Raw genomic sequence first — 25,936 nt, 5'->3', positions numbered from 1 at the left:
TGTTAAAAAAAAGCCTCAGTTCGAGGCTTTTTTATATAGTTATTTATTTTTAAAATTTTTAAAAATCATGAAAAGGGCAACAAGTGATAGTAAGACAATAAAACAGATGTAGCTATTTGCTGTATGCATCAGTCCAATCTTACCCACAAAATAGCCAGCTAAAATTGCAGGAATACTAAAAGCCAAATAACTTTCAACGAAAAATGCTGCCATAAGTCCAGCACGTTCTTCTGGAAGAGCCAGCGGCATTACACTACGAATGGCTCCCATAAAAGCCGTACCAAAACCAACGCCAGTAATAATAGAACCCAAAAATAAAACTACAGCATTGGTTAGGTTAATGGCGATGAATAAGACAATGGCACCAATAGCAATCGAGAGAGTACCGGTTAATAAAATACGAAAATTTGTCGACTTTCTAAGCGTTAATATACCTGCCGCACCAGAAAGGGCGAGCGCCATAAACATAATACCGTTTAGCCATGCCGATGAAGTATGGAAAATTTTTGCTAGTAAAGATGGCATGAGTGACAAGAAGAAACCACTGACCATCCAAAGTGCAATATTAATTGGGCTAATACTTAATAAAGCACTTTTGGTTTGCGGAGGAATAGCCATCGTTGGTTTTAAAGAAGCAAGCGCACCAGCTCTTTTTTGTGCAGTCTCTGGGGTAAGAAAACTTAAAATGAGTTCACAAATAAGAAGAAAACATAAGAATTCAAAAACAAGCTGTAACGGGTGAGCGGAGAGCTGCAAAATAGAACAAGTCAGAAAAATCCCAACAGCCATACCTATCATTGGTGCAATACTATTAATCAGTGAGCCATGAAGCTTACTAAAATCTAAAATGGCTGCTCCTATAGCTGAAACAGCAAGCCCTGTTGCGATTCCTTGTAAGCCTCGTGCGATAAATAGCATCGAAACATCTGAAGCAAATAAAAAGAAGCTCATTGAAATAATTTGTAGAGAAATGGCAGCAATAATGACTGGTCGACGCCCAATATAGTCAGACAGAGAACCAATAATCAGTAATGATCCCAGCAGGGTAAAAGCATAAGTTGCAAAAATTAAAGTTAATGTGACCGGTGAAAATTGCCATATCTGTTGGTATAGACGGTAGAGCGGCGTTGGTGCACTAGATGCAGCCATAAATGTCATAAGCGTAATTGTGTTGAGTGTCAAAGCGCTTGCAGCATCTAATTGAAAAACAGCTCTTGACCGTTTTGAACTTGAATTGTTCATAGAACATGAATAACATAAAAGCGAATATTTAGCTTTTATACATTATTTTGACACTAAAGCAAATCCTTAGCTTTAGTGTATTTTGTATATAGATATAAATATTTATAAATTTTTTGATCCCTTTACAGAGTTTATAAATGGCAAAAGTTGTTACTGGATTACGCCCTGGTGGTCGCAGCGAGAGAATACAAACTGCAGTACATAATGCTGTAAAAGAATTACAAAAAGATTTCGAGCAAAGCCAAATTACAATTCCAATGATTGCAGCACAAGCAGGGGTAACGCCTTCAACCATTTACCGTCGATGGGGTGATATCAACCAACTGTTTTCAGATGTAGCTTTAAATGAACTCAAACCAGACATGGAACCTAAAGATTTAGGTTCATTTAAACGAGATATCACAGCTTGGGTTGAACAATATTTTGAAGAGTATTCTTCCGAAGTCGGTCAAGATTTATTGCGAGATGTGCTCTATACATCAAATTCTGATTCTAATGCCCGTATGTGTGAAAGTTTAATTATTCAACAACTCGATATTATTCAAAATCGTGCAAAATTAAGAAATGAGTTCACTATACCAAACCAAGAAATTATCGAGACTGTAATCGCACCTATGCTATTTCGGATTCTATTTACCAATCAGGAACTAAATTTGGATTACGTACATGGTCTTCTAAAACGCCTATTCGTTTAAGCATATAAGCCTCTTCGTTTTTTTTAGATGAAAATGGCTAATTTAAATAGCGGAATATATAGGCTTTTGTTTTTATTAAATAATTATATATCAATTTTTCTTATTATTTAAAAATTAAATTCTCATAATTTAAAATAAACATGAAGTTACTTTAATCATTTATTATTGAAATGTGTGTTCGGTTAGTTCCAAAATTAGATTTAAAAGTCTTTAGCTAAATCAGTAATAGAATAAATTTAATAATAAACATATTTTTATGAGATTTAACAATAATTTTTATCAAATTTAATTGTTAAATAGTGCAGTAAAATATGAACTTTATATACAATAAATTACATGATTTTTGGTTTTAACATTTTTTAAATTTATGACAAATGGTGTTTTTTATTCTTTACAATGGCTTCACTTCCTTTAAAGCAGCTTGTGGTGCCCGCTTTATATTTTATTTTTTTATCCCCATCGAACAGGTATTTAGATAATGGATTTCAATACCCTTGACCAAGAAACGGTACAGAAAAAACAGAAATTTCACCAAATTTTGTATGTACAGGTCATATTTGCAATTATTTTAGGCGTTTTAATTGGTCATTTTTACCCTGAACTTGGACAGAGCTTAAAACCGCTTGGTGATGCATTCATCAAAATCGTTAAAATGATTATTGCTCCCGTAATCTTTTTGACTGTGGTCACTGGTATTGCCAGCATGACGAACATGAGTCGTGTCGGGCGTGTGACTGGTAAAGCAATGCTGTATTTCATTACTTTCTCAAGTCTTGCACTTGTGGTTGGTATGATTGTGGCAAACATCATTCAACCGGGTAAAGGTCTAAACATTGACCCAGCAACCTTAGTCAGCGATAAGGTAAATACTTACGTTGAGAAGGCTCATGCCACCAATATTACTGACTTCTTTATGAATATTATCCCGCAAACACTGGTAAGTCCGCTTGCTGGTGGTGAAATTTTGCAGGTTCTATTTGTGGCAGTACTATTTGGTATTTCTTTAGCTGCTTTAGGCGATCGTGCACGTCCAATCACTGATTTCCTAAATAACTTAACGGCACCAGTTTTCTACTTGGTTGGAATGTTAATGAAACTTGCGCCAATTGGTGCTTTTGGAGCTATGGCATTTACTATTGGTGCTTATGGAATCGAATCAATCGGTAATTTATTACTATTGATTATGACTTTCTATATCACGGCTGTACTGTTTGTACTAATCATTTTAGGTGCAGTGGCACGTTACAATGGCTTTTCAATTATTGCTTTAATTCGCTATATCAAAGATGAACTCTGGTTGGTTTTAGGTACAAGTTCATCTGAAGCAGCTTTACCGTCTTTAATGGATAAAATGCAAAAAGCGGGATGTGAAAAATCTGTAGTGGGCTTAGTTATTCCTACAGGTTATTCATTTAACCTTGATGGTACTAACATTTATATGACTATGGCTGCTTTATTTATTGCACAGGCTTGTAATGTAGATTTATCAATTAGTGAACAGCTCGCATTGTTGTTAGTTGCGATGGTGAGTTCTAAAGGTGCAGCAGGGGTAACGGGTGCAGGCTTTATTACACTCGCTGCTACTTTGTCAGTTGTCCCATCTGTACCTGTGGCAGGTATGGCGCTCATTTTAGGTATCGACCGTTTTATGTCTGAGTGTCGCGCATTAACTAACTTAATTGGTAATGCATGCGCAACAATTGTTGTTGCTCGTTGGGACAAAGCTCTGGACAAGGACGTTCTAGATAAAGCATTAGGTAAATCTAAAACGAATTAATTATTTAAAATTTTAATTCGAAATAAAAAACCTGTAGCAATTGGCAATTTGGGAGAGGCGCCATGCTACAGGTTTTATTATATCTAGTCGAAAATTTAATTTAAAAAAACTATCTTGTATGTAAATGCTTAATTATGGAAGGCCAATATAAAATTTTCACAAACTCTCATATAGATCTACTTTGAAAGCAGGACTTTTAAGTTGCCTATACTGAAAATAGTATATACAAAACAGCTCAAGCTTACGCTTTTAAGTGATCCTCAAATTCTTCACCTAATTGCATCGCTAAGGCGTTACCAGCCAAATCACACGTGACTAAGCCATACTCTTTTTTAAAACTGAAAGTGAAACCTTTTCCATCGGCCAAGTTTTTAACCGAATACCCTAATTTTTCTAACCAAATACGGAACGCAATTAAATTTTTAGCTTTAACAACCTTTTTCACGTGAGAACTCCTTCTTCTATCCGTGTCTTACACCTTATTTATTAATAGGGATTTACCTAGATTTTTTAAAGGGGGAAAACTTTGTTTTATTTTGCAACTTGTAAAAAAAGTAAAAGAGATAAAGTAATCTTCTTCATTTTATAAATTTATTCAGTTTTTATGTAATCAATTTTTGTACTAATAAATTGTAAGTATTTAATTTTTATTGTTATTTTTAAATAAAAAGATTAGAGTGAAATTTAATCAAATTAAGTTAATTTAAAATCAATAAATGTAAAAAATAATTTCATGAAACATGCCTTATTCAAAAAGATACAGTTCTTAAAATGAAACTGTATCTTTCTATAAATCCGATTAACTTAGAAATTATCTTTTAAACTACGTAAATGAGCGAACTCTTCTACACTTTCAGCACGTAAAAATGGATTAGTTGCCAATTCAAGTTCAATACTACTTGGTAAGGTAATTTTACCTTCCGTGCGAAGCTTACGAACTTGTTCTGCACGTTCTTGTAATGCGTGGTTTTCAGGTTCAACACTTAAGGCAAATTCAGCGTTAGAAAGAGTATATTCATGTGTACAATATACTTTGGTTGTGGTTGGAAGAGCTGCGAGTCGATTTAAAGAGTGATACATCTGTTCTGCTGTACCTTCAAATAATCGGCCACATCCCATTGCAAACAAAGTATCTCCACAAAAGAGGGCATTCAGTTCCTCAATAAAATACACAATATGTCCTAGGGTATGACCTGGTGTGGCAATAATCTCTGCCTTTAAATCATTAAATTTTAAATGGTCGTCGTGTTGAAGGGGATGGGTAATACCAGGAATTTTGCTTAGCTCATCTCTTGGGCCATATACAGCCAAATTAGAGTTAGCCGTTAAATCTGCAACGCCGCCGATATGATCTTTATGCCAGTGAGTAAGCCAAATTTGCTTTAAGGTTAAATGATGGTCATTGCAAAATTGAGTGACTAACTCAGCTTCTGTTGGATCCACAGCAACAGCTTCATGAGTTTCAGTATCTTCTAAAATCCAGATATAGTTTTGTAGGGCATTTTGCACATCAATAAAATGAATTCTATAACGCATTGTTTTATCCTGAAACCAAATCCAAAGAGTAACCACTAATTTTGATGATAACAGAAAATGGTGTTAAGCCACGCACTCAACTTTTTACTCACAGGAGACTATAAAAACAAAAAGCCCCCGTTTAGGGAGCTTTCTATATAAATGACTTAGCGTATCTTAGAGAGCCAGTTGCCTAAAGTCTGTACAATCTGTACCAAAAGCAAGAGGATAATCACTGTTAAAATCACAACGCTTGTATCAAAACGTTGATAGCCATAAGAAATGGCTAAGTCACCAATACCACCAGCACCAACTGCACCAGCCATAGCGGTCGCACCAATAAGGCTAATCGTAGCAGTTGTTAAGTTCAAAATAAGAGAACTACGAGCTTCAGGTAAAATAAAGCGTGAAATAATCTGCCAAGGTGTTGCGCCCATTGCTTGAGCAGATTCGATAATTCCTTCATTTACTTCAAGTAGGGAAGTTTCAATAAGTCGGCCCATATATGGTCCAACATAAATCGTTAAAGGAACGATTGCCGCCCATGTACCAATCGAAGTACCTACCAAGAACTTTGTAAGTGGAATAACTGCAATAAGTAAAATAATAAATGGCAGAGAACGCAATGCATTTACAATTGGGTTAAGCAAATGATAAATGAATCTGTTTGGTAAGATCCCTTCTGGACGAGTTACAAGCAGAATAATGCCTTGGATGAAGCCCCAAATACCACCAAATATAAGCGCAAAGAACACCATATTAAAGGTTTCTTGTAATGCAGTTACAAACTGGTCCATAGAAAGGGAACTTTGCCAGAAAGGCTGAGTAAGTTCAGTTAACCATTGTACGATTAAATCTCTCATACTTGATCTCCTGATTGAACTACGCTCACTTCATTTTTCTCTAAAAACTCAATCGCTTGACTGATCAACTGCGGGTCACCTAAAAGCTGTACAAACATTTGACCAATCACTGTGCCATTAATTTCAGTCATATTGGCAAATAAGATATTTAAACTAATATCATATTGTTTAATAAGTGACTGAATCACAGGTTCTTGAGCCGAACGCCCTAAGAATTGTAGGCAATAGATGCTGTGGTGATGTTGATTTTCTAATTGATTTAGAATGTTAACTGGCAACTGCTGATGTAAGACAGTTTGTATAAAGTTTTTAGTTGTTGGATGCTGAGGATTACTAAAAATATCAATAGTTGAGCCTTGCTCAATCACTTTACCAGCTTCCATAACTGCAACATGGTCACAAATAGATTCAATGACATCCATTTCATGAGTAACCATAACAATTGTGATTTTCTGTTCTTGATTGATTTTCTTTAAAAGCTCTAGAACTGATTGAGTGGTTTGCGGATCTAGTGCAGATGTGGCTTCATCACATAATAAAATTTTAGGATGATTTGCCAAAGCACGAGCAATACCAACACGTTGCTTTTGACCGCCAGACAGTTCATCTGGATAGGCATCTTTTTTATGCTTAAGATCAATAAACTCTAATAATTCATTTAAACGCTTTTCACGTTCTGCTTTTTTGTAATTTAGCAGGCGCATTGGCATTTCGATATTTTCAGCAACTGTTTTGGTTTGAAGCAAATTGAAATGCTGAAAAATCATACCAATATTTGCACGCTCCTGACGTAATGAACGTGCATCTAAAGCAGTGAAGTCCTTTTGATTAATAATAATCTGACCTTCATTTGGTCGTTCGAGTAAATTAATCAGGCGAATTAAAGTACTTTTACCTGCACCACTATAGCCAATAATGCCGAAAATACTGCCCTCTGGAATCTCTAAATTGATTTGATCGAGTGCGCGTATGGTTTGGCTTTTGAGCTGATAGTGCTTTGAAATGTTTTTAAATTGAATCATATCGTCAGAAACTATGCTTGAAAGAAAAAACAGGCAAAGATAATTTGCCTGTTTCACGTTTGGGCTATTATATTACTATTTAGCTTCTGAGAGATAGCTGATTGGTTTGTCTACGTCAACTTTTGTTCCACCAAAGTGTTCTTCAATGTATTTTTTAACAGCTGCAGTGTGGTAAAGCTTACCAACTTTTTGCAAGACAGGATCATTTTTACGTGATTCAGCAGTTGCTAGAACGTTTACACTAATTTTTGAGATTTGATCAATAGGTTCATAGAACATAGAATCTTTGAGTACGTTTAAACCTCCCTCGAGTGCTATGGTATTATTTAATACAACTGCATCAAATTCATTTTTAAGACGTAATGCAGTTTCCATTTTGATTGGTTTGATGTTGATCTTTTTAGGATTTTCGATAACATCAATTGGACTGCCCTGAACAGGATTATAGTCAGCTTTAAGCTTGATTAAGCCAGCAGTTTGTAACAAGAGTAGCGCACGAGATTCGCTGGCAGCATCATCCGGGATTGAAATAATTGCACCTTCAGGAAGTTCTTCAATTTTTTTGTATTTACTTGAATAAATCCCCATTGGCTCAATATAAGTGGTAGAAACCGCTGCAATCTTATCCGGGTTTGAATTATTAAATACAGTAAGATAAGAATAAGCTTGGAATGCGTTCAAATCTACTTCTTTATTTGCAACTGCTGTATTCATTGAAACGGAGTCTGAGAAGTTTTTTACTTCTAACTTCAGTCCAGCAGCTTGGGTTTCAGGTAAAGATGCGATATAACGCCAAATGTCAGCATCCGAACCTGTAGAGGCAATTACTACCGTTTGTACTTTGGTACTATCATTGTTTTGTTCGGCTTGTTGAGCATTTTCTTGTTTGCTACATGCTGTCAATAATACTACTGACATGCTTAAAAAGAGGCTGATCAGCTTTTTCATTTAAAAAAGTCCTGATTAAGATATAGAACAATAACGATTGATCTATATCAATATGAAAAGAGAGGAGTTGGAATTACAACTAGTCTAAACTCTGTGATCTTTTTCTGGGGTTCCATAATTTGCTTGCATATTTTGGCTATAACAGAGGGTAATTGTTTAATAAACAAAAACTGTTTCCCCAAACAGTTCATCCCCAACAGTAGCCAAACGAGCATTCATAAATTTAGAATATTAAAAAACTCTCTACAGGCATAATTTGTAGAGCAAGTCTTTATGGAAATTATTAAAACAGCAGTGTCTGATGACAGTTACAACTATGTACTAATGATAGCAATAAAAATGTAGTTGATATAGAGGGCTTTTTTCTATTTGTTGATATCTTAATAAATCTTCTAAAAATTTATATCATTTTCTTCTATTGGTGCACAAAATAAAAAAAGCTTCCTAAATAGGAAGCTTTTTTTTGCTAACTTTTATTCAGCTTTTTCACGAGCAATCGCGCGGTAACCGATGTCACTACGGTATTGCATACCTGTGAAAGTTACTTGGCCGCATACTTCTAAAGCATTAATTTGTGCTTCAAGAACGCTGTCACCTAAAGCAGTTACGCAAAGCACACGTCCACCAGAAGTCACAATGTGACCATCTTCACGAGTTGCAGTACCTGCGTGGAAGATTTTAGTATCTTCAGGTGATTGGCCGATACCAGAAATCACATCGCCTTTACGTACGCTATCTGGGTATCCTTCTGCTGCAAGTACAACACCGATTGACTTACGCTCATCCCACTCAGCTTCTTTTGGTAAATTACCTGCAATACCTGCTTCAACCAAATCAACAAGAGATGACTTTAAGCGCATCATGATTGGTTGAGTTTCAGGGTCACCAAAACGGCAGTTAAATTCAATTACGCGTGGTTGACCTTGTTCATCAATCATTAAACCCGCATATAAGAATCCAGTGTAAACATGTCCGTCAGCAGCCATACCATCAACAGTTGGACGCATAATTTCAGTCATTACACGTTCAAAAACATCTGGAGTTACAACTGGAGCAGGAGAGTAAGCACCCATACCACCAGTGTTTGGACCTTGATCACCTTCAAAAATACGTTTGTGATCTTGTGAAGTTGCCATTGGTAAAATATTTGTACCATCAATCATACAAATGAAAGAAGCTTCTTCACCAGCGAGGAACTGTTCAATTACAACGCGTGAACCAGCATCACCAAATTTGTTGCCTGCAAGCATGTCATCAATCGCTGCAAAAGCTTCTTCGTTGGTCATTGCAACGATTACACCTTTACCAGCAGCAAGGCCGTCAGCTTTAATAACGATTGGTGCACCATTTTTTTCAACGTAAGCTTTCGCTGCATCAACTTCAGTAAATACATCGTAAAAAGCAGTTGGAATGTTATGGCGTTTTAAAAAGTGCTTAGCAAATGCTTTTGAGCCTTCAAGTTGTGCTGCATATTGAGTCGGTCCCCAAATTTTTACACCAGCTTCACGTGCAGCATCTACTACACCATTTACTAATGGTGCTTCTGGACCAACAACAACGAGTTCAACATTATTTTCTTTAGCAAAAGCAATAATTGCTGGGTTGTCTAAAATATCAAGTTGAACGTTAACGCATTTTTCTTCTGTTGCAGTACCAGCATTACCAGGTGCAACAAAAACTTGAGTAACTTTGGTATCTTGCGCGATTTTCCATGCTAAAGCATGTTCACGGCCACCACTACCTAAAACTAAAATATTCATTTTTAATTTGTTCCTTAACTTTAATCCTTTTTCATCCCCCTCTATTTCTCAAAGTGGAGAGATAGTTCCATTATTGTGGAAAACCCTCCTGAATAAAAGGAGGGTTAGGGAGGACTAAATTTAAATTAGTGGCGGAAATGGCGCATACCAGTGAAGACCATTGCAATGCCAGCTTCATCAGCTGCTGCAATGACTTCTTCATCACGCATAGAACCACCTGGTTGAATAATGCACTTAATACCAGCTTTAGCTGCATTATCGATACCGTCACGGAACGGGAAGAATGCATCAGAAGCCATAACAGCGCCTTCAACAACCAAACCAGCATGTTCCGCTTTAATTGCAGCAATACGCGCTGAGTTAACACGGCTCATTTGACCCGCGCCTACACCAATAGTTTGACGGTTTTTTGCATAAACAATAGCGTTTGATTTTACATATTTCGCAACTTTCCATGCGAAAATAAGGTCATCAATTTCTTGTTCAGTTGGAGCGATTTTAGTAACAACTTTAAGATCATCTTTCGTGATCATGCCCAAGTCTTGGTCTTGAACAAGTAAGCCGCCATTAACGCGTTTATAGTCAAGTTGTGGAGCACGTGCATCAATTGCAGGTAATTCACCACATACTAAAACACGAACATTTTTCTTCGCACCAGTCACTTCAAGTACGCCATCAGCAATACTTGGAGCAATAATAACCTCAACGAATTGACGGTCAACAATTGCTTGAGCAGTTGCAACGTCTAACTCGCGGTTAAATGCAATAATGCCACCAAAAGCAGATTCTGGATCTGTTGCATAAGCTAAATCATAAGCAGCTTTGATGCCGTCTAAAGAAACCGCAACACCACAAGGGTTAGCATGTTTTACAATTACACAAGCTGGTTTAGCAAATGATTTAACACATTCAAGTGCAGCATCTGTGTCAGCAATGTTGTTATAAGACAATTCTTTGCCTTGTAATTGTTTTGCTGTAGAAACAGATGCTTCTTTTGCGGTTGCTTCAACATAGAAAGCAGCAGATTGGTGTGGGTTTTCACCGTAACGTAAATCTTGTGCTTTATTCAATTGAGTGTTGAACGTACGAGGGAATAAATCAGCTTCACCTTCGGTCTTACCAACGCGAGCGCCTAAGTAAGAAGCGATCATGCCGTCATATTGAGCAGTATGTTCAAATGCTTTAACAGCTAAATCGAAGCGTGTTTCATAAGAAAGTGAACCAGCAGCTTTTAATTCGTTAATCACTGTATCGTAATCTGAAGCATTTACAACAATACCCACAGAAGCGTGGTTTTTAGCAGCAGCACGAACCATTGTTGGACCGCCGATGTCGATATTTTCGATAGCGTCAGCAAGTGAACAATTTGGTTTAGCAACTGTTGCTGCAAATGGATAAAGGTTGACTACAACTAGATCGATTGGATCAATGTTGTGTTCTTGCATAACTGCTTCGTCTAGACCACGACGAGCTAAAATGCCGCCATGAATTTTTGGATGTAATGTTTTTACACGGCCATCCATCATTTCTGGGAAACCAGTATGTTCAGATACTTCAACAACAGCAATGTTATTATCTTTAAGCAACTTATATGTGCCGCCTGTAGATAATAATTCTACCCCTAAAGCTGCAAGGTTTTGAGCAAATTCGACAATTCCTGTTTTGTCTGATACAGAAATCAAAGCACGTTTAATAGTCATGATGTTCAAGTCAACAATTTCAAGTCTACGGATTAAAACCAATTAGAAGCATAAAAAAATGCCCACGACGTCGTGAGCATTTTATCATTTATTCACTCATTAAACCGTGAGCTTTTAACTTTTTGCGTAAAGTGCCGCGGTTTAGTCCAAGAATTTCTGCGGCACGTGTTTGATTGCCACGAGTATATTCAAGAACTACAGATAAAAGAGGTTTCTCCATTTCTGCTAGCACCATGTCATATACCTGAGATGGTTGCTCACCTTGCAATTGTGCAAAATAATGACGAACTGCGCGATCCACGTGGATGCGAAGAGCAACATCAGATTGTGCAGTAAAAATAGGAGATTTGCTATTCATGCGAGTTAATCCGAAAATCAAATACTAGCTTGGGTAAAGTAGTATATAAATGTGGTCTAAAATACGGAGTCCTGTTTTAGATCCTAAAACAGTGACTCTAAAACATAAGAACAATTAGCTTGCCATAAATCTTCGTATTGAGTAAAAAATAAGCGTAACAATAGTTAAATATTTGTTACAGCCCCCTCAAAAACAAAAAAAGTTAGGCTATGCGCTTAATTTAGAAAAGCACACATGCTTAACAGTATATTTTTTGAATTGAGAGCGAGGAGTATATGAGTCAAAGCTTTCGTGGCGCGTATCATACCATTGTCTAGGAAAAAGTGAGCAAATTAACTGCATTTTTTTTTATTTTTTTTTCACTTTTTTTACAATTTAGGGGTGGACAATTTCTAATCGATAATTTAGTAAGCTCTTTTTGCTTTTATTTAAGACAAATTGGAATCTAAAAGGTGTATTGGTTGGAATACGTTGAATTCCACGTAAATTTTCTACCAAGTACTGATTAGGTGTAAAAATGATTTGTTCTTGATCAGTTTGTGAACCAAAACTGAGTTTTAGGCTTGGTAGCTCAATACTTTTATTATTTTGATTGACCAAAACACCTGAAACTTGTGTATGTTCTGAATCAATTCTACGTAGTTTCACTTTCTCTATATTAAGAAGTTCGTATTGTTCAGCTGACTTACTGCAATGCAAAATTTCGCATACATAATTAAATGCATGACTAATGGCAGGACTCTGTTGCATGAGTTTTGGGTTAAACCAGAGAATCTGAAAAGTGAAAACCAAAAGCAGAATCAGATTTGCCGAACTCCAAAGCGTATAATATAACCAACTATGTTTTTTACCATGATCTTGTTCGGGGGAGGTTGCTTGCTCTGCTAAGTTGAGATTCGGTAGTGCATTGATTGGTTCATTATGAAAATAATTTAAATTATTTAAATATGTCAGAAGATCAATATTAGAGTTTTCAACTTTTTGATCAAAGATATCTAACACATGAGAGTGAGTCATATATCGTGTTTGAATAGAACCATTGGCTAAAACAGATGAGTTTGTTGGTTCTGGCAGTTCAATACTAACCAAGTTGGTAAGAGCATTAAAATTTAAATTACATTTAGGGCAACAAACCATACCCTGAGCGACAGTTAACTGGGTAAGAGAAACTTTATAAACTGTTAAACACTTAGGGCAGCGGGTTTGTTTTTCATTCATGAGTTAAATAGTCTCAGTTTATTGTTTTGCGTTTTCCTGAAATGCGACACCAATTTTCTTCGCGCTTTTCGATATCTAATATATCAAAAAATTCAGAATAAACACCTGAAACATCAGCAACTTGCTCTTCAATTACACCAGCAAGTGCGAACTCACCATCAGATTTAACTAATTTTGCAAACTCTGGCGCAAGTGCCATTAATGGTCCCGCTAAAATATTTGCAACTAAAACATCTGCTTGTTGAGGTTTGAATTCTTGATCAAACTCTTCAGGGAGGCCAACATATAAACCATCTAGAACCCCATTGAGTTCAGCATTTTGTTTTGTTGCTAAAACAGCTTGTGGGTCAATATCTGTCGCATAGACTTTTTTAGCACCTAATAATAAAGCTGCAACACCTAAAATACCTGAACCACAACCATAATCAATTACGATTTTATCTTTAACATCAGTTTTGCCTAACCATTGTAAGCATAAGAATGTACTTGCATGGTTACCTGTGCCGAAAGCTAGACCTGGATCAAGTTTAATATTGGTCGCGTCTGCTTCTGGTGGCTCTAACCATTCAGGTACGATCCAGAATTTTTCCCCAATTTGAATAGGTTCATAATAATCCATCCATGCGCGTTCCCAAACTTGGTCTTCAAGTTCTTCATGACGCATTGGCACATCTGGAAGTTGAGCTTTTAAGAAAGCTTCTAATGTATCGACATCAATTGGGTCTTGTTCGTCTTGTTGATAGATACCTGTAACAATGACTTTATTCCATAAAGGTGTTTCGCCTGGTAATGGTTCAAGTAGAGCCTGATCTTCGGCATCATCCAGAGTTACGCTTACCGCACCTAGAGACATTAAAAGTGTTTCCGTGAATTCAACTTGTTCTTGATCAACGGTAATGTGTATTTGTAACCACTTCACGAAAAGGACCTAAAATTTTATTTAAAGGCCTATTGTAGCCGACTAGAGTACTTTAAAAAAGAAAACGGCCCATCTTTAATGGACCGCTTTTGAAAATGATGATGTGGTATAGAAGAAAATAAAGTGATTTCTTTATACCTTAAGTCAAAACTATATTAAGGAGCAGGGGCTTTAAATTGTAATTTGCCATTTTCATTTGGTTGGCAAGTACCATTAAAGGTTACCCCATTATGGCTGTAAGACACCCATTCGCCCTGACGTTTTTTCGCACAAGCTCTCAGTTCTTTTTGCATCACTGATTTGCTTGAGTCGGCAGAATGATGAGTTGTTTTGCTGGATTTAGCCATATGAGTCGACTTTGCAGTATGATTGGTCGCAGCGTGGGTCAACGTTACGCCTGAAAAACAAAGGAGAGATGCAGTTAAGATTTTTAACATGGTGCTTTTCATTTTGTGTTCCTTCTAGTTACGTTAGTTTTAAAGTCATATAAGTGCTGTACAATTTTTATTCTAAAATGAAATATTTCAAAAAACATTCACTTTGTATTGAATTCATGCAACAAAATGTCAAAACATGTGGTGTAGCGTAAATCATGTGATGACAATTTTGTAATTATGTACATCAATAAGCAGATAATTTTGCTATAATGTTCCGTCTTTTTTTTCTGGTGTTTTTGTACTCATGCACTATCCTAAAGTTTATGATGTTATCGTTATCGGTGGCGGTCACGCAGGTACGGAAGCGGCACTTGCTGCGGCGCGTATGGGACGACAGACTTTGCTTTTGACCCATAACATTGAGACTTTGGGTCAGATGAGCTGTAACCCAGCAATTGGTGGTATTGGTAAATCACATTTAGTACGTGAAATTGATGCACTTGGCGGTGCGATGGCTTTGGCTGCCGATAAAGGTGGTATTCAATTCCGTATTTTAAACTCACGTAAAGGTGCGGCAGTGCGTGCAACGCGTGCTCAGGCTGACCGTGTTCGCTATAAAGCTGCAATTCGTGAGACTTTAGAAAACCAAGCAAATCTTGATATTTTCCAACAAGCGGCCGATGACCTGATTGTTGAAGGCGATACCGTTAAGGGTGTTGTTACCCAAATGGGTATTCGTTTTGACACCAAAACTGTTGTGTTGACTACAGGTACATTCTTGGGTGGTGTAATCCACGTTGGTTTAGAAAAATCAAGCGGTGGCCGTGCAGGAGATCCTCCTTCTATTGCTCTTGCTCAGCGTCTTCGTGAATTAAAACTACCAGTAGGTCGTTTAAAAACTGGTACACCACCACGTATTGATGCGCGCTCAGTTGATTTCTCTGTTATGACACCACAACCGGGTGACTTTCCGTCTCCAGTGATGTCATTCATGGGTGATGCTTCGATGCATCCTGAACAAGTGAACTGCTATATTACGCATACGAACGAAAAAACGCATGACATTATTCGTGGTGGTTTAGATCGTTCACCAATGTATACCGGTGTCATTGAAGGTGTAGGTCCACGTTACTGTCCTTCAATTGAAGACAAGATTCATCGTTTTTCTGATAAAGACTCGCATCAGGTATTTTTAGAGCCAGAAGGTCTCGATACTCATGAGCTTTATCCAAATGGTATTTCGACTTCATTACCATTTGATGTTCAGTTTGAGCTTGTACGTTCAATTCGTGGTATGGAAAATGCTCATATCCTACGTCCGGGTTATGCAATCGAATATGATTATTTCAATCCGCAAGCTTTGAAATTTACTCTTGAAACTAAAGCAATTAACGGCTTGTATTTTGCAGGGCAAATTAACGGTACTACCGGTTATGAAGAAGCGGGTGCCCAAGGTTTACTTGCTGGTTTAAATGCTGCACGTCGTGCTTGGGAACAAGAAGAGTGGACACCTAAACGTGACCAAGCTTATATGGGCGTATTGGTTGATGACTTGATTACTTTGGGTACAAAAGAACCATACCGTATGTTCACTTCCCGTGCGGAATATCGTTTGATGTTACGTGAAGATAATGCCGATCAACGTTTAACAACAATTGGTCGTGAACTTGGTTTGGTTGATGATGTTCGTTGGGCTGCTTATTGTGAAAAAATGGAAGCAGTTGAGCGCGAAACATCGCGTTTACAACATTTGTGGGCGGCGCCTAACAATCCAATGGGTAAGAAATTTGTCGAAATGACTGGTGCTGACTTGAGTAAAGAATGTAGTGCGATTGATTTACTCAAACGTCCTAATATTAATTTTGCTCAAATTGCAGAGCTTACAGGTTCGGAAGTTTCTGAACAAGTTGGTGATCAAATTGAAATTGCTGTTAAATACGAAGGTTATATTAACCGTCAGCATGAAGATGTCGCTCAATTAAAGCGTCTTGAAGAAACCAAAATTCCAGCCGATTTCGATTATGATATTGTTTCTGGTCTATCGCGTGAAATTACTCAGAAATTGAAAACTGTTCTTCCAGAAACGTTAGCTCAAGCGAGTCGTATTCCTGGTGTTACCCCAGCTGCTGTTCAGCTTGTAATGATCACGATTCGTAAAAATAACATGATGAGAAAAACAGCTTAATTATTTTAGTATGTAAAAAAGCTCAGTTTATACTGGGCTTTTTTATTTTCTGATCAAAAAATATATGGAAATTTCCTAAGGAAGAAAATAGATTTCACTTCCTTTTTTTCTTATTTCACAGGTTTCAAAACGAAGGTTATATTAAATTCACGTTCAAACAAGAGGGCTTTAAATATGACAATGAAATCGATTCGTTACAATAGAGATGAAATGGCATGCCAATGCTCATGTTCAAAATAGCGCAAAACAAGACAAGAGGCAGATCAGTTTTGGCGGGGGAGAACATACTGATCTGAACATAACTAAAAATATAAATGCCAATATAAAATTAAGAAAATGATAATTCAAAATCTAAAGAGAACCTTATGGTTCTCTTTTTTATATCTATTTATTCTCAGAATCAATTTCTCGTACAGCATTGTTTACTTGAATAGGTTCTATACGTAGTAGTTTTTTCCCAAAACTTCGTAGCCACCACACCAGTTGAGATGTAAATGGAACAGTCGCAGTAACTTCGACAATGTTTTCTTCAATTGGAGTAATTGTTTGATCTTTACTTAACTGGCTTTCATAAAAAGTTTTAGCGGTTTGCTCAGTCATTGTTAATGTGAGTTGAATAGACTCTGTAGGTTGGTTGTAATCTACTCTAAAACCTAAAGCACCTGACTCAATATAGTGATCAATATCAAAGTTGACGGGGTGAAGCGCACGACTTTCTAAAACTTTTGCTGATCTGAAACGGTGCAAAGCAAATGTTTGTACTTCAGTTTTGTCATGTCGGGTGCAAATTAAATAAATGACAGCACCTTTTTGGACCAAAGCAAGTGGATTTAAAATATAAGTTTTGTCTTCTCCTTGGTTTACACGAGCTTGATATACACATTCAATTTGTTTGTCTTGTAGCAAGCCTTCGTATATAGCTTGTTGAGCAGCACGATCGACCACAGGTGGAATAAGTGGCTGACTTGCTGGCACAATGCGTACACGATTAATCCATTGCCTTACATTATTCTGTGTAGATAGACTCCGTTTTGCCAAGTCAAACCAAGGTCCCATTTCATCTAGTAGGCTAGGTGGAAGCAAATGTTTGAGATGTTCTTCAACCATCATAAAGGTCACCGCTTGAGAGCTTGTCATATGCGGTAAGCTTTGAATTGGAGCATCTGATTGCCAACGCCAGCCTTGAGGTACGGCTTTATTGCTTTCAATTGGAAAACGCTGAGCAATTTGATTTAAATCACGCTGAATTGTCCTTAAACTGATTTCAATACCTTCACGCTCAAGCATTTCTTGTAATTCTCGAGTTCCGATCCATTTACCAGTAGGGAGGCGAGATAAAATCTGCCATTGGCGATATAAACTATTTGAAGTTTCTTTTTCTATTACAGACATAAGCGTAATAAATCTATATCCAATTGCTTTGGTGTCACCACAATAAAAAAACTTTACACATTTAGCAAGTTTGTCAGATTCAGTTTGTGGTTGCCGTTACAATCAATGCTAAAATTTCGAAGAAAGTTATAACAATGAAAGCCAATAAGTATTATAGATATATAAGTGGCACTGAAATTGCTTATTTAAAAATGAAATATAGATAAATGATAAGACGAGGTTGCTATGTCAGAACAAGAGAAAGACCTACAAGCCGATATTGAATATTTTTTACAAGAGCAGGCGACCAACGCAGCATTACTTAACCAGAGTCCATCGTTTATAGAAAATCTTTCTGTACAGACGAATTTATTTGAACAACTAAAATCGCAGTTTTTCAATGAGATGTTAGATGATGTAACGTTTAATGGAGCAGCTTCTAAAAAAATTGAGCAATGGTTGAGTATTCGTACCTTAGATGAACTTAAGCAATTAAATGCTCAGGCCAAACAGCATTTTCTCTATCAAGGGATTACTTTTAATGTATATGGTGATAAAGAGGGCGCAGAACGGACGATTCCTTTTGATTTAATTCCAAGAGTTATTGAAAAAAAACAATGGGAAAAAATTGCAGCAGGCTGTGCGCAGCGAGTTAAAGCTTTAAATTATTTTTTAGATGATATTTATCATGGACAACATATTTTGAAGGAGAAATTAATTCCAGAGAACCAGATTGTTTGTCATGAAGCCTTTCAGCCACATATGCTCAAGCATTCACTAAAAGGTAAAATTTATTCTCAAATTAGTGGAATAGATATTATTCGTGATGGCGATGGGGAGTTCTTTGTATTAGAAGATAACCTAAGAACACCTTCAGGGGTGTCATATATGATTGAAAGTAGAAATATTAGTCAACAACTTATGCCTGAGCTTTGTGCTGCCAATAATTTACAAGGAATTGAACATTATCCAAGTTTATTAAAAGAAATACTTCAGGAAAATTCAGAAGTTGATCAACCCTTTATTGTGGTCTTAACTCCAGGGCGTTTTAACAGTGCTTATTATGAGCATGCTTTTTTAGCGCGTGAAATGGATGTACCACTGGTTACTAACCGAGATTTATTTGTAGAAAATGATCAAGTTTTTGTTAAAACAATTCGCGGGCGCCAAAAAGTTGATGTGATTTATCGACGTTTAGATGACGATTTCTTAGATCCACTTGCATTTCGACCTGATAGTGCTCTTGGGGTAGCGGGGCTTATGTCTGCTTATTTACAGAAAAATGTAGTTATTGCCAACGCACCTGGTACAGGGGTTGCTGACGATAAATCAATTTATCCATATGTTGATCAGATGATTCAATATTATTTGGGAGAAACACCAATTTTAAAGAATGTACCTACTTATCAATGTCGAGAAAAAGAACATTTAGATTATGTACTCACTCATATTGACCAATTAGTAATTAAAGAAGCTCAAGGTTCTGGTGGTTATGGCATGTTAATTGGACCTAAAGCGAGCTCATGTGAAATTGATGAATTTAGAAAAAAACTGATTGCTACACCGCATGAATATATTGCGCAGCCAACATTAGCTTTATCTGTTGCACCGACTTTAACAACATCAGGGGTGGCTGAACGTCACATTGACCTACGACCGTTTGTATTGAGTTCTCCATATCGTACTGAAATTGTACCCGGAGGCTTAACACGAGTAGCCATGCAGGCAGGATCTTTAGTCGTAAATTCCTCACAAGGAGGAGGTATTAAAGATACATGGGTCGTTGAGACATTACATTCCTAATCGTTGGTTAAAGAGGAAATTTATGGTTTTACTCAATTCGAGTGCACACCACATTTATTGGTTGGGCCGTTATTTAATGCGGATTAAATTTGCTGTATCACACTTGCCATTTACAAATGATGAAAAAGCAAGTCAATTTGCATCAGCATTTGGGTTGGTTATTGAGCAAGCGGAATTACTGAATTGCTATATGTTAGATACTCAACAAACATATTCATTACTGAACCAGTTCGCTATTGCCAAAGATAATATCCATGAATTAAGAGGAATATTATCTTCTAGTGCGTATGCAGAATTGAATCATGCGATTAAGTCTATTCAAGCTAATCCTGATTCATTAAATCAGGCTTTGGATAAATGTAATCAAATACTTAGTGCTGAACATGAGGATATTGCCCTTTTTCTGCAATTGGGCCAAAAGATTGAACAATTCGATATACAACTACGTTTTCAACAAGACCTTACAGTGCTTTTACAAGATTTGGAAAAATTACTCAAACGACTTAATGACTTTGGGTGGGATAAATTAAATGAAGTGTGGACATTGTTGAAAGATCATCCAAATTGGGAGGGTTACTATAATTTCACACAGCAGTTGGAATATATGTTCGAGGCATAATTATGAAACTGATGATCAATCATCAAACACATTATCACTATACGGAAACTGCTAAAAACAGTATTCAGTATATTAAAATGATGCCTCAAACATCATTACATCAGCATGTCTTGAATTGGGCAATCAGTGTACCTGGAGATAAAACTCTCAAAAGGGATATCTTTAATAATATTTGGTTAACGGCTACTCAGCGCTATGAGTATCAGCATTTAACTTTTATGGCGCAAGGGATTGTTGAGCTTCTTAATACAGAAATAGGTGGAGTAGATGTATCTATACCTATGAGCCTATTTCTTCAAAATACGGAAGCCACAAAATATGATTCCGAAATGTTGGATTTTGCTCGGAGAATTGTTACGGTAAAAGATCGAAAACATATTACTTTACTCAGTGAAAATATTTTGCAAAGGATGCCTTATCAACCAGATAGTACCTCTGTTCATACGATTGCTACAGAGGGTTTTCATGCAGGACAGGGGGTATGCCAAGATCATGCACATGTTTTAATTGCTATGTGCCGTGCGTTACAATTACCAGCACGTTATGTTTCTGGTTATTTATTTGATCAAAATTCCCCCCACCTTGCCAGTCACGCTTGGGCGGAAGTATTTTTAGATAATCAGTGGTATTGTTTTGATGTAAGCAATCAATTGTTTACACCAATGCATCATATTTATCTTGCGGTTGGTCGAGACTATCTAGATGTTGCGCCCATTAGAGGTGTGAGAGAAAAAGGTGGAGTCGAAAATATGATGTCTGTGGTTCAAGTGTTGGCCTGTTGAATGTGAAGAGAGCGAAATGACCTATTGTTGTGCACTGAGATTAGAGCAGGGTTTGGTGTTTATAAGTGATACTCGAACTAATGCAGGGGTCGATCATATTTCTGTGTTTCGTAAACTTCATACTTTTGGTGTGACGGGTGAGCGATTTATTGCTTTGCAAACAGCAGGTAATTTAGCAACAACACAAGCGGTTATCGGGCATTTGCAAAATGCCCTTACTTTGCAACAAGAGCCTAATCTATATAGCATTAACACAATGTTTGAAGTGGCTGATCTAGTTGGTAAGACTTTAAAAAATGTTTTAGAGGATATTAGCTCGGATACTCAAGAACAAATGAATTACGCCTGTAGTATTTTAGTGGGTGGGCAAATTAAAGGCGGCGATATGCAGCTTTATAATGTTTATCCACAAGGTAATTTTATTTGTGCAACGACAGATACGCCTTACTTTCAAATTGGTGAAAGTAAATACGGGAAGCCTATTTTAGATCGTGCTTTATATTATGCTATGCCGTTGGATGATGCGCTGCGCTGTAGCTTAATCTCGTTTGACTCGACGTTGCGTTCTAATGTTTCAGTAGGTTTACCTTTAGATGCGCTAGTCTATACTAAAGATAGTTTTGTAATCCCTATGGGGAAGCGAATTAGTGAAGATGATCCTTATTTTTCACAAATAAGTCATCAGTGGTCGGATACTTTACGCCGTGGACTGCAAGAAATGCCAAAACCTACCGATGATTATTGGCGTTAAAAATGACTTTAAATAAAAAATCCAAGCAGAGCTTGGATTTTTTATTGATTAAATTATTAAGTGCTTTGGCGGACTGGTCGAGTACTTAAGCGACAAAGTAATTCATAACCAATTGTGCCATTTGCATCAGCAACATCATCAACTAAACGATGTTTACCCCAAAGTTCAACTTGAGTACCGAGTTTTACTTGGGTATTTGTGACATCAATTGCAATCATATCCATACTAACTCGCCCTACAACTGGGCAAAGTTTGCCATCAACAGCGACAAAATTTTGCTTTATATAAGCTCGTGGATAACCATCACCATAACCAATAGAAACTATTGCGATATCCATAGCCTTTTGAGCGCAAAAAGTAGAACCATAACCAACATGTTCACCAGCTTGAATATGATTTACCGCGATAACTTCTGCTGTGAAAGACATGACTGGTTTTAAATCAAGCTCATGTACTGTTTTATCTGCAAAAGGTGAAGCACCGTAGAGCATGATACCAGGACGTACGTAGTCGAAATTTAGTTCTGGCCATTTAAAAATAGCAGCTGAATTACAGCAAGATGCTAAAACTGGATCACAAGCTTGTTTTACGTGCAAAAATTGTTGTTTTTGCTGCTCGTTAAGTGGGTGGTCTACATCTGCATTGGCAAAATGCATCGTAAGTACACAAGTAAATCCTTCAGATTTTAAAGTTTTAATAACTTCAATAATTTCCGGATTTTTAAAACCTAAGCGGTTCATACCGCTGTTCAGCTTAACCCATACTTTTAGACCTTGGGCGATATAGGCTTGTTTATATTTAATTAACCACTCAAACTGTTGTTGATGGTGAATTATACATTCAAATTTTTCTTCAATTGCGATAGGCATTTCATCTTCAGAAAATACCCCTTCAATTAAAGTTACAGGTTGCTTAAATCCGAGTTGTCGAATTTCTAAGCCTTCTTGTAAGCAAGCGACACCAAAGGCATCTGAGGCATTTAAGGCTGCTAAACAGTCTTTGACTCCATGTCCGTAAGCATTGGCTTTGACCATACTTACGATTTTTGAATTTGCTGCGAGTTGTTTGACACGGTTTAAATTATATTGAAGCGCTTTGTGATCAATATAAACTGTTGCTTGACGCACCCTCATTTACTCCTTTGGGCTAGAGATAGAGTTTATTCTTCATCATCATATTGGCTGTAATACTCAGGAGAGAGATTACTAAAACGAGTATATTGACCTTCAAAGGCAAGACGAACAGTACCAATTGGACCATTACGCTGTTTACCAATGATAATTTCTGCGGTGCCTGCTTCTTTAGATTCTTTGTTATAGACTTCATCACGATAAATAAACATGATTAAGTCGGCATCCTGCTCAATCGCACCCGATTCACGTAAGTCAGACATTACTGGGCGCTTGTTTGGTCGGTTTTCCAGACTTCGGTTAAGCTGAGAAAGCGCGATAACAGGACATTGCATTTCTTTCGCTAATGCTTTTAAGCTACGTGAAATTTCCGAGATCTCGCCTACACGGTTATCACCCATACCTGGAACTTTCATAAGCTGTAAATAGTCGACCATGATACAGCCGATTTTGCCATCATGCATTTTGGCAACGCGCCGAGCACGAGCACGGAGTTCAGTTGGGGGTAGGGCTGATGAGTCATCAATATACAAATGCATTTGTTGAAGTTGCAGAATAGTGCCTGTAACTTTAGTCCATTCATCGGCATCTAAGTTACCTGAACGCAAATGCCCTTGATGAACTTTACCCATTGCCGAAATTAGACGCATAGCAATTGAGTCTGCTGGCATCTCCATCGAAAATACCAAAGCTGGAAGTTGGTTGTATTGCAAGACGCTTTCAACCAAGTTCATTGCAAAGGTGGTTTTACCCATAGATGGACGTGCTGCGACAATAATTAAATCTCCCGGTTGCATACCAGAAGTTTTATTATCAAGTTCTAAGAAGCCTGTGGTTAAGCCTGTAATATTGCCATCGAGTTTTGAGAGCTCATCAAGTTTGCTAATCACATCAGCAGTTACAGAGCTAATTGCTTTAGGGCCAGAATCTTTTTTGTTGTTATTATGCTGTTCTGCTAAAGAGAAAATACTGGTTTCGGCCAAATCTAAAATTTCACTTACACCTCGACCTTTTGTGTCATAAGCATTTTGCAAAATTTCAGTACTGACTTTAATCATGCTACGTAGCGTAGAGAATTCTTTAATTTTGGTCGCATAAGTTTCAAGGTTATAGAAACTCGAAGGCGAGTCAGCCATAAGCTGCATCAAATATTCTTCACCACCGATTGCACTAAGTAAATTTTGTTTTAAAAGCCAGTCATTGACTAAGACGGCATCGTATGGGGAATTTTCCTGCGCCAATTTTTCAATCGCACGATAAATGTACTTGTGACGAGTTGCATAAAAATCATTTTCTTTGAGTAGATCACTCACTTGTTCAAAAGATTCAGCAACAGTCATCAGCGCAGCAAGCACAGCTTGCTCGATGGCTAAATTGTGTGGGGGAGTGCGAAACTCTTTAAGTTGGCCTGATTCACTCGTCTTATTTTCTGTTGGAGATGAAAGCGTTAAAGAAGTGGCATTCGCCTGAGACATAATTAGACCTGATGATAAAATGTGTGCACAAAAAAGGGTTTTAAGCCGAGAACTATCTTAAAACAAAAATAAATAAACTACCTAATTAAAAAACCAATTAAACTGAAGAACTGATCAGGAATTAATATATCTAATTTTATTGCATAAATTTAAGAGATAAAAAAAGAGCATGCGTGAGCATGCTCTTTTTTTGATGAGAAATTACTCAGATACGATAGTAACGAGAACTTCTGCAACAACATCATGATGCAATTGGATTGCGATGTTGAATTCACCAGTGTGACGAAGCGCACCGTTTGGTAAACGAACTTCTGCACGGTCAACTGTAAGACCAGCATTCGTTAACGCGTCAGCGATGTCACGAGTACCGATAGAACCGAAGAGTTTACCTTCGTCACCAGCTTTAGCAGTGATAACGATGTTAACTTCGTTCAATTGTTCAGCACGTGCTTGAGCAGCAGCTAAAATTTCAGCTTCTTGCTTCTCAAGTTCAGCACGACGAGCTTCAAAAGCAGCAGTGTTAGCTTCAGTAGCTGCAACTGCTTTACCTTGAGGGATAAGGAAGTTACGGCCGTAACCAGCTTTAACTGATACTTTATCGCCTAATTTACCAAGGTTCTTAATGCGTTGTAATAAGATAACGTCCACAGATCACCTCACTTATGGTTGTCAGTGTACGGAATCAAAGACAAATAGCGAGCTTGTTTGATAGCAAGTGCTAATTGACGTTGATAACGAGCTTTAGTACCAGTGATACGGCTAGGAACAATCTTGCCGTTTTCAGTGATGTACTGTTTTAAAGTGTCGATATCTTTGTAGTCGATGTACGCAACATTCTCAGCTGTAAAGCGGCAGAACTTGCGACGACGGTAAAAACGTGCCATTGATGTTCTCCTTATTCAGCTTCTTGAGCAACTTGCTGTGCTTCTTCACGTTGAGCTTTACGCGCACGCTTTTCTTCAGCACTCTTAGCAAGCAATGACTCTTCAGTGATTGCGTGTTCACGACGGATGATAAGGTTACGAATGATTGCGTCGTTATAACGGAATAATTCTTCTAACTCATCAAGCGTAGCTTGACCACATTCAACATTCATAAGAATGTAGTGCGCTTTGTGAATTTTGTTAATTGGGTAAGCCAATTGGCGACGGCCCCAATCTTCTAAACGGTGAATTTGACCTTCAGCTTCTTTGATCTGAGAGATATAGCGTTCAACCATACCTACAACTTGATCGCTTTGGTCTGGGTGTACCAAAAGTACGATTTCGTAATGACGCATTGTCAGCTCCTTACGGTTTAAACAGCCCCTAAAAAAATAGAAGCAAGGAGTCATAGCTAAAATATAATATAAATAGCTACGTCGCATAAAATGCGAAGGCTGAATTATAGGTAAAAATTAGACTAAAAACAAATCTTTTGATAAGAA

25 protein-coding genes are annotated in these 25,936 nt (G+C 37.3%); 7 read left to right on the top strand and 18 right to left on the bottom strand.

Annotated elements, in window-relative coordinates; all coding sequences use genetic code 11:
- Window positions 1–39: 39 nt before the first annotated feature.
- Window positions 40–1,242: an MFS transporter gene (locus ABFY81_RS07475; RefSeq protein ID WP_347913469.1), complete on the bottom strand. Its 1,203-nt coding sequence runs from the start codon at window positions 1,240–1,242 to the stop codon at window positions 40–42.
- Window positions 1,243–1,379: 137 nt separating this feature from the next.
- Between ABFY81_RS07475 and ABFY81_RS07470 the strand changes: the two genes are divergently transcribed.
- Window positions 1,380–1,937, top strand: coding sequence for a TetR/AcrR family transcriptional regulator (locus tag ABFY81_RS07470; RefSeq protein ID WP_347913468.1), 558 nt, complete (start codon window positions 1,380–1,382; stop codon window positions 1,935–1,937).
- A 478-nt stretch (window positions 1,938–2,415) separates the two neighbouring features.
- Entirely contained in the window at window positions 2,416–3,714 is a 1,299-nt protein-coding gene (locus ABFY81_RS07465; RefSeq protein WP_019458359.1) for a dicarboxylate/amino acid:cation symporter, read from the top strand.
- 241 nt (window positions 3,715–3,955) lie between these two features.
- Here ABFY81_RS07465 and ABFY81_RS07460 read toward each other — a convergent pair whose 3' ends face one another.
- The 11 genes from ABFY81_RS07460 to ABFY81_RS07410 all read right to left on the bottom strand — a co-directional run bounded on the left by ABFY81_RS07460 (window position 3,956) and on the right by ABFY81_RS07410 (window position 14,466).
- Window positions 3,956–4,159 (bottom strand): hypothetical protein, encoded by a 204-nt coding sequence (locus ABFY81_RS07460; protein ID WP_000758190.1) that lies wholly within the window; start codon window positions 4,157–4,159, stop codon window positions 3,956–3,958.
- A 359-nt stretch (window positions 4,160–4,518) separates the two neighbouring features.
- Complete coding sequence (gene gloB / locus ABFY81_RS07455; RefSeq protein ID WP_347913467.1) at window positions 4,519–5,250, bottom strand: hydroxyacylglutathione hydrolase; 732 nt, start codon at window positions 5,248–5,250, stop codon at window positions 4,519–4,521.
- 146 nt (window positions 5,251–5,396) lie between these two features.
- Entirely contained in the window at window positions 5,397–6,092 is a 696-nt protein-coding gene (locus ABFY81_RS07450; RefSeq protein WP_004700797.1) for a methionine ABC transporter permease, read from the bottom strand.
- On the bottom strand, window positions 6,089–7,114 hold the full coding sequence (locus tag ABFY81_RS07445; RefSeq protein WP_004708029.1) for a methionine ABC transporter ATP-binding protein: 1,026 nt from the start codon (window positions 7,112–7,114) through the stop codon (window positions 6,089–6,091). Before ABFY81_RS07445 ends, ABFY81_RS07450 begins: the two co-directional genes overlap by 4 nt.
- A 75-nt stretch (window positions 7,115–7,189) precedes the next feature.
- The gene (locus tag ABFY81_RS07440; protein WP_004700802.1) at window positions 7,190–8,062 is read right to left on the bottom strand and encodes a MetQ/NlpA family ABC transporter substrate-binding protein; all 873 of its coding nucleotides are present in this window, start codon (window positions 8,060–8,062) and stop codon (window positions 7,190–7,192) included.
- Window positions 8,063–8,535: 473 nt separating this feature from the next.
- Window positions 8,536–9,822, bottom strand: a complete 1,287-nt coding sequence (purD, locus tag ABFY81_RS07435; protein ID WP_077169344.1) for a phosphoribosylamine--glycine ligase — start codon at window positions 9,820–9,822, stop codon at window positions 8,536–8,538.
- A 125-nt stretch (window positions 9,823–9,947) separates the two neighbouring features.
- Window positions 9,948–11,522, bottom strand: a complete 1,575-nt coding sequence (gene purH, locus ABFY81_RS07430) for a bifunctional phosphoribosylaminoimidazolecarboxamide formyltransferase/IMP cyclohydrolase (RefSeq protein ID WP_004700806.1) — start codon at window positions 11,520–11,522, stop codon at window positions 9,948–9,950.
- 88 nt (window positions 11,523–11,610) lie between these two features.
- Window positions 11,611–11,880 carry a DNA-binding transcriptional regulator Fis gene (gene fis, locus ABFY81_RS07425; protein WP_001086304.1) on the bottom strand — a complete coding sequence of 90 codons (270 nt, stop codon included), beginning with the start codon at window positions 11,878–11,880 and terminating at the stop codon, window positions 11,611–11,613.
- Between the two features lie 375 nt (window positions 11,881–12,255).
- A complete protein-coding gene (locus tag ABFY81_RS07420) occupies window positions 12,256–13,098 on the bottom strand; it encodes a zinc-ribbon and DUF3426 domain-containing protein (RefSeq protein WP_004700807.1) in 843 nt (280 codons plus the stop codon).
- A 13-nt stretch (window positions 13,099–13,111) separates the two neighbouring features.
- The gene (gene prmA, locus ABFY81_RS07415) at window positions 13,112–14,017 is read right to left on the bottom strand and encodes a 50S ribosomal protein L11 methyltransferase (RefSeq protein WP_039251517.1); all 906 of its coding nucleotides are present in this window, start codon (window positions 14,015–14,017) and stop codon (window positions 13,112–13,114) included.
- Between the two features lie 155 nt (window positions 14,018–14,172).
- A complete protein-coding gene (locus ABFY81_RS07410; protein ID WP_107973606.1) occupies window positions 14,173–14,466 on the bottom strand; it encodes a hypothetical protein in 294 nt (97 codons plus the stop codon).
- Between the two features lie 232 nt (window positions 14,467–14,698).
- Here ABFY81_RS07410 and mnmG point away from each other — a divergent pair, with 232 nt between their 5' ends.
- Window positions 14,699–16,579: a tRNA uridine-5-carboxymethylaminomethyl(34) synthesis enzyme MnmG gene (gene mnmG, locus ABFY81_RS07405; RefSeq protein ID WP_347913466.1), complete on the top strand. Its 1,881-nt coding sequence runs from the start codon at window positions 14,699–14,701 to the stop codon at window positions 16,577–16,579.
- A gap of 384 nt (window positions 16,580–16,963) precedes the next feature.
- Here mnmG and ABFY81_RS07400 read toward each other — a convergent pair whose 3' ends face one another.
- Complete coding sequence (locus tag ABFY81_RS07400; protein ID WP_347913465.1) at window positions 16,964–17,971, bottom strand: WYL domain-containing protein; 1,008 nt, start codon at window positions 17,969–17,971, stop codon at window positions 16,964–16,966.
- A gap of 225 nt (window positions 17,972–18,196) precedes the next feature.
- On the opposite strand from ABFY81_RS07400, the gene ABFY81_RS07395 reads away from it, so the two are divergent.
- From ABFY81_RS07395 to ABFY81_RS07380, 4 genes are read left to right on the top strand one after another with little or no spacing between them, the layout of a single operon-like run.
- Window positions 18,197–19,753, top strand: a complete 1,557-nt coding sequence (locus ABFY81_RS07395) for a circularly permuted type 2 ATP-grasp protein (RefSeq protein ID WP_049066017.1) — start codon at window positions 18,197–18,199, stop codon at window positions 19,751–19,753.
- Between the two features lie 22 nt (window positions 19,754–19,775).
- Window positions 19,776–20,372 carry an alpha-E domain-containing protein gene (locus tag ABFY81_RS07390; protein WP_347913464.1) on the top strand — a complete coding sequence of 199 codons (597 nt, stop codon included), beginning with the start codon at window positions 19,776–19,778 and terminating at the stop codon, window positions 20,370–20,372.
- A 2-nt stretch (window positions 20,373–20,374) separates the two neighbouring features.
- Window positions 20,375–21,154, top strand: a complete 780-nt coding sequence (locus ABFY81_RS07385; RefSeq protein ID WP_049066019.1) for a transglutaminase family protein — start codon at window positions 20,375–20,377, stop codon at window positions 21,152–21,154.
- Window positions 21,155–21,170: 16 nt separating this feature from the next.
- Window positions 21,171–21,905: a proteasome-type protease gene (locus tag ABFY81_RS07380; protein ID WP_004700824.1), complete on the top strand. Its 735-nt coding sequence runs from the start codon at window positions 21,171–21,173 to the stop codon at window positions 21,903–21,905.
- A 56-nt stretch (window positions 21,906–21,961) separates the two neighbouring features.
- Here ABFY81_RS07380 and alr read toward each other — a convergent pair whose 3' ends face one another.
- From alr to rpsF, 5 genes are all read right to left on the bottom strand, one after another.
- Window positions 21,962–23,032, bottom strand: a complete 1,071-nt coding sequence (gene alr / locus ABFY81_RS07375; RefSeq protein WP_019458346.1) for an alanine racemase — start codon at window positions 23,030–23,032, stop codon at window positions 21,962–21,964.
- A gap of 32 nt (window positions 23,033–23,064) precedes the next feature.
- Window positions 23,065–24,510 (bottom strand): replicative DNA helicase, encoded by a 1,446-nt coding sequence (dnaB, locus tag ABFY81_RS07370; RefSeq protein ID WP_004700827.1) that lies wholly within the window; start codon window positions 24,508–24,510, stop codon window positions 23,065–23,067.
- 201 nt (window positions 24,511–24,711) lie between these two features.
- Complete coding sequence (gene rplI, locus ABFY81_RS07365) at window positions 24,712–25,158, bottom strand: 50S ribosomal protein L9 (RefSeq protein WP_004700828.1); 447 nt, start codon at window positions 25,156–25,158, stop codon at window positions 24,712–24,714.
- A gap of 8 nt (window positions 25,159–25,166) precedes the next feature.
- Window positions 25,167–25,394 (bottom strand): 30S ribosomal protein S18, encoded by a 228-nt coding sequence (rpsR, locus tag ABFY81_RS07360; RefSeq protein WP_000090661.1) that lies wholly within the window; start codon window positions 25,392–25,394, stop codon window positions 25,167–25,169.
- 11 nt (window positions 25,395–25,405) lie between these two features.
- Window positions 25,406–25,789 carry a 30S ribosomal protein S6 gene (rpsF, locus tag ABFY81_RS07355; protein ID WP_004700831.1) on the bottom strand — a complete coding sequence of 128 codons (384 nt, stop codon included), beginning with the start codon at window positions 25,787–25,789 and terminating at the stop codon, window positions 25,406–25,408.
- Between the last annotated feature and the right edge of the window lie 147 nt (window positions 25,790–25,936).

The organism is Acinetobacter sp. WA-87, assembly GCF_039938935.1.
GTDB lineage: Bacteria > Pseudomonadota > Gammaproteobacteria > Pseudomonadales > Moraxellaceae > Acinetobacter > Acinetobacter seifertii.
The sequence above is the reverse complement of the archived record's forward strand: the minus strand, read 5'-3'. Positions and strand labels throughout refer to the sequence as shown.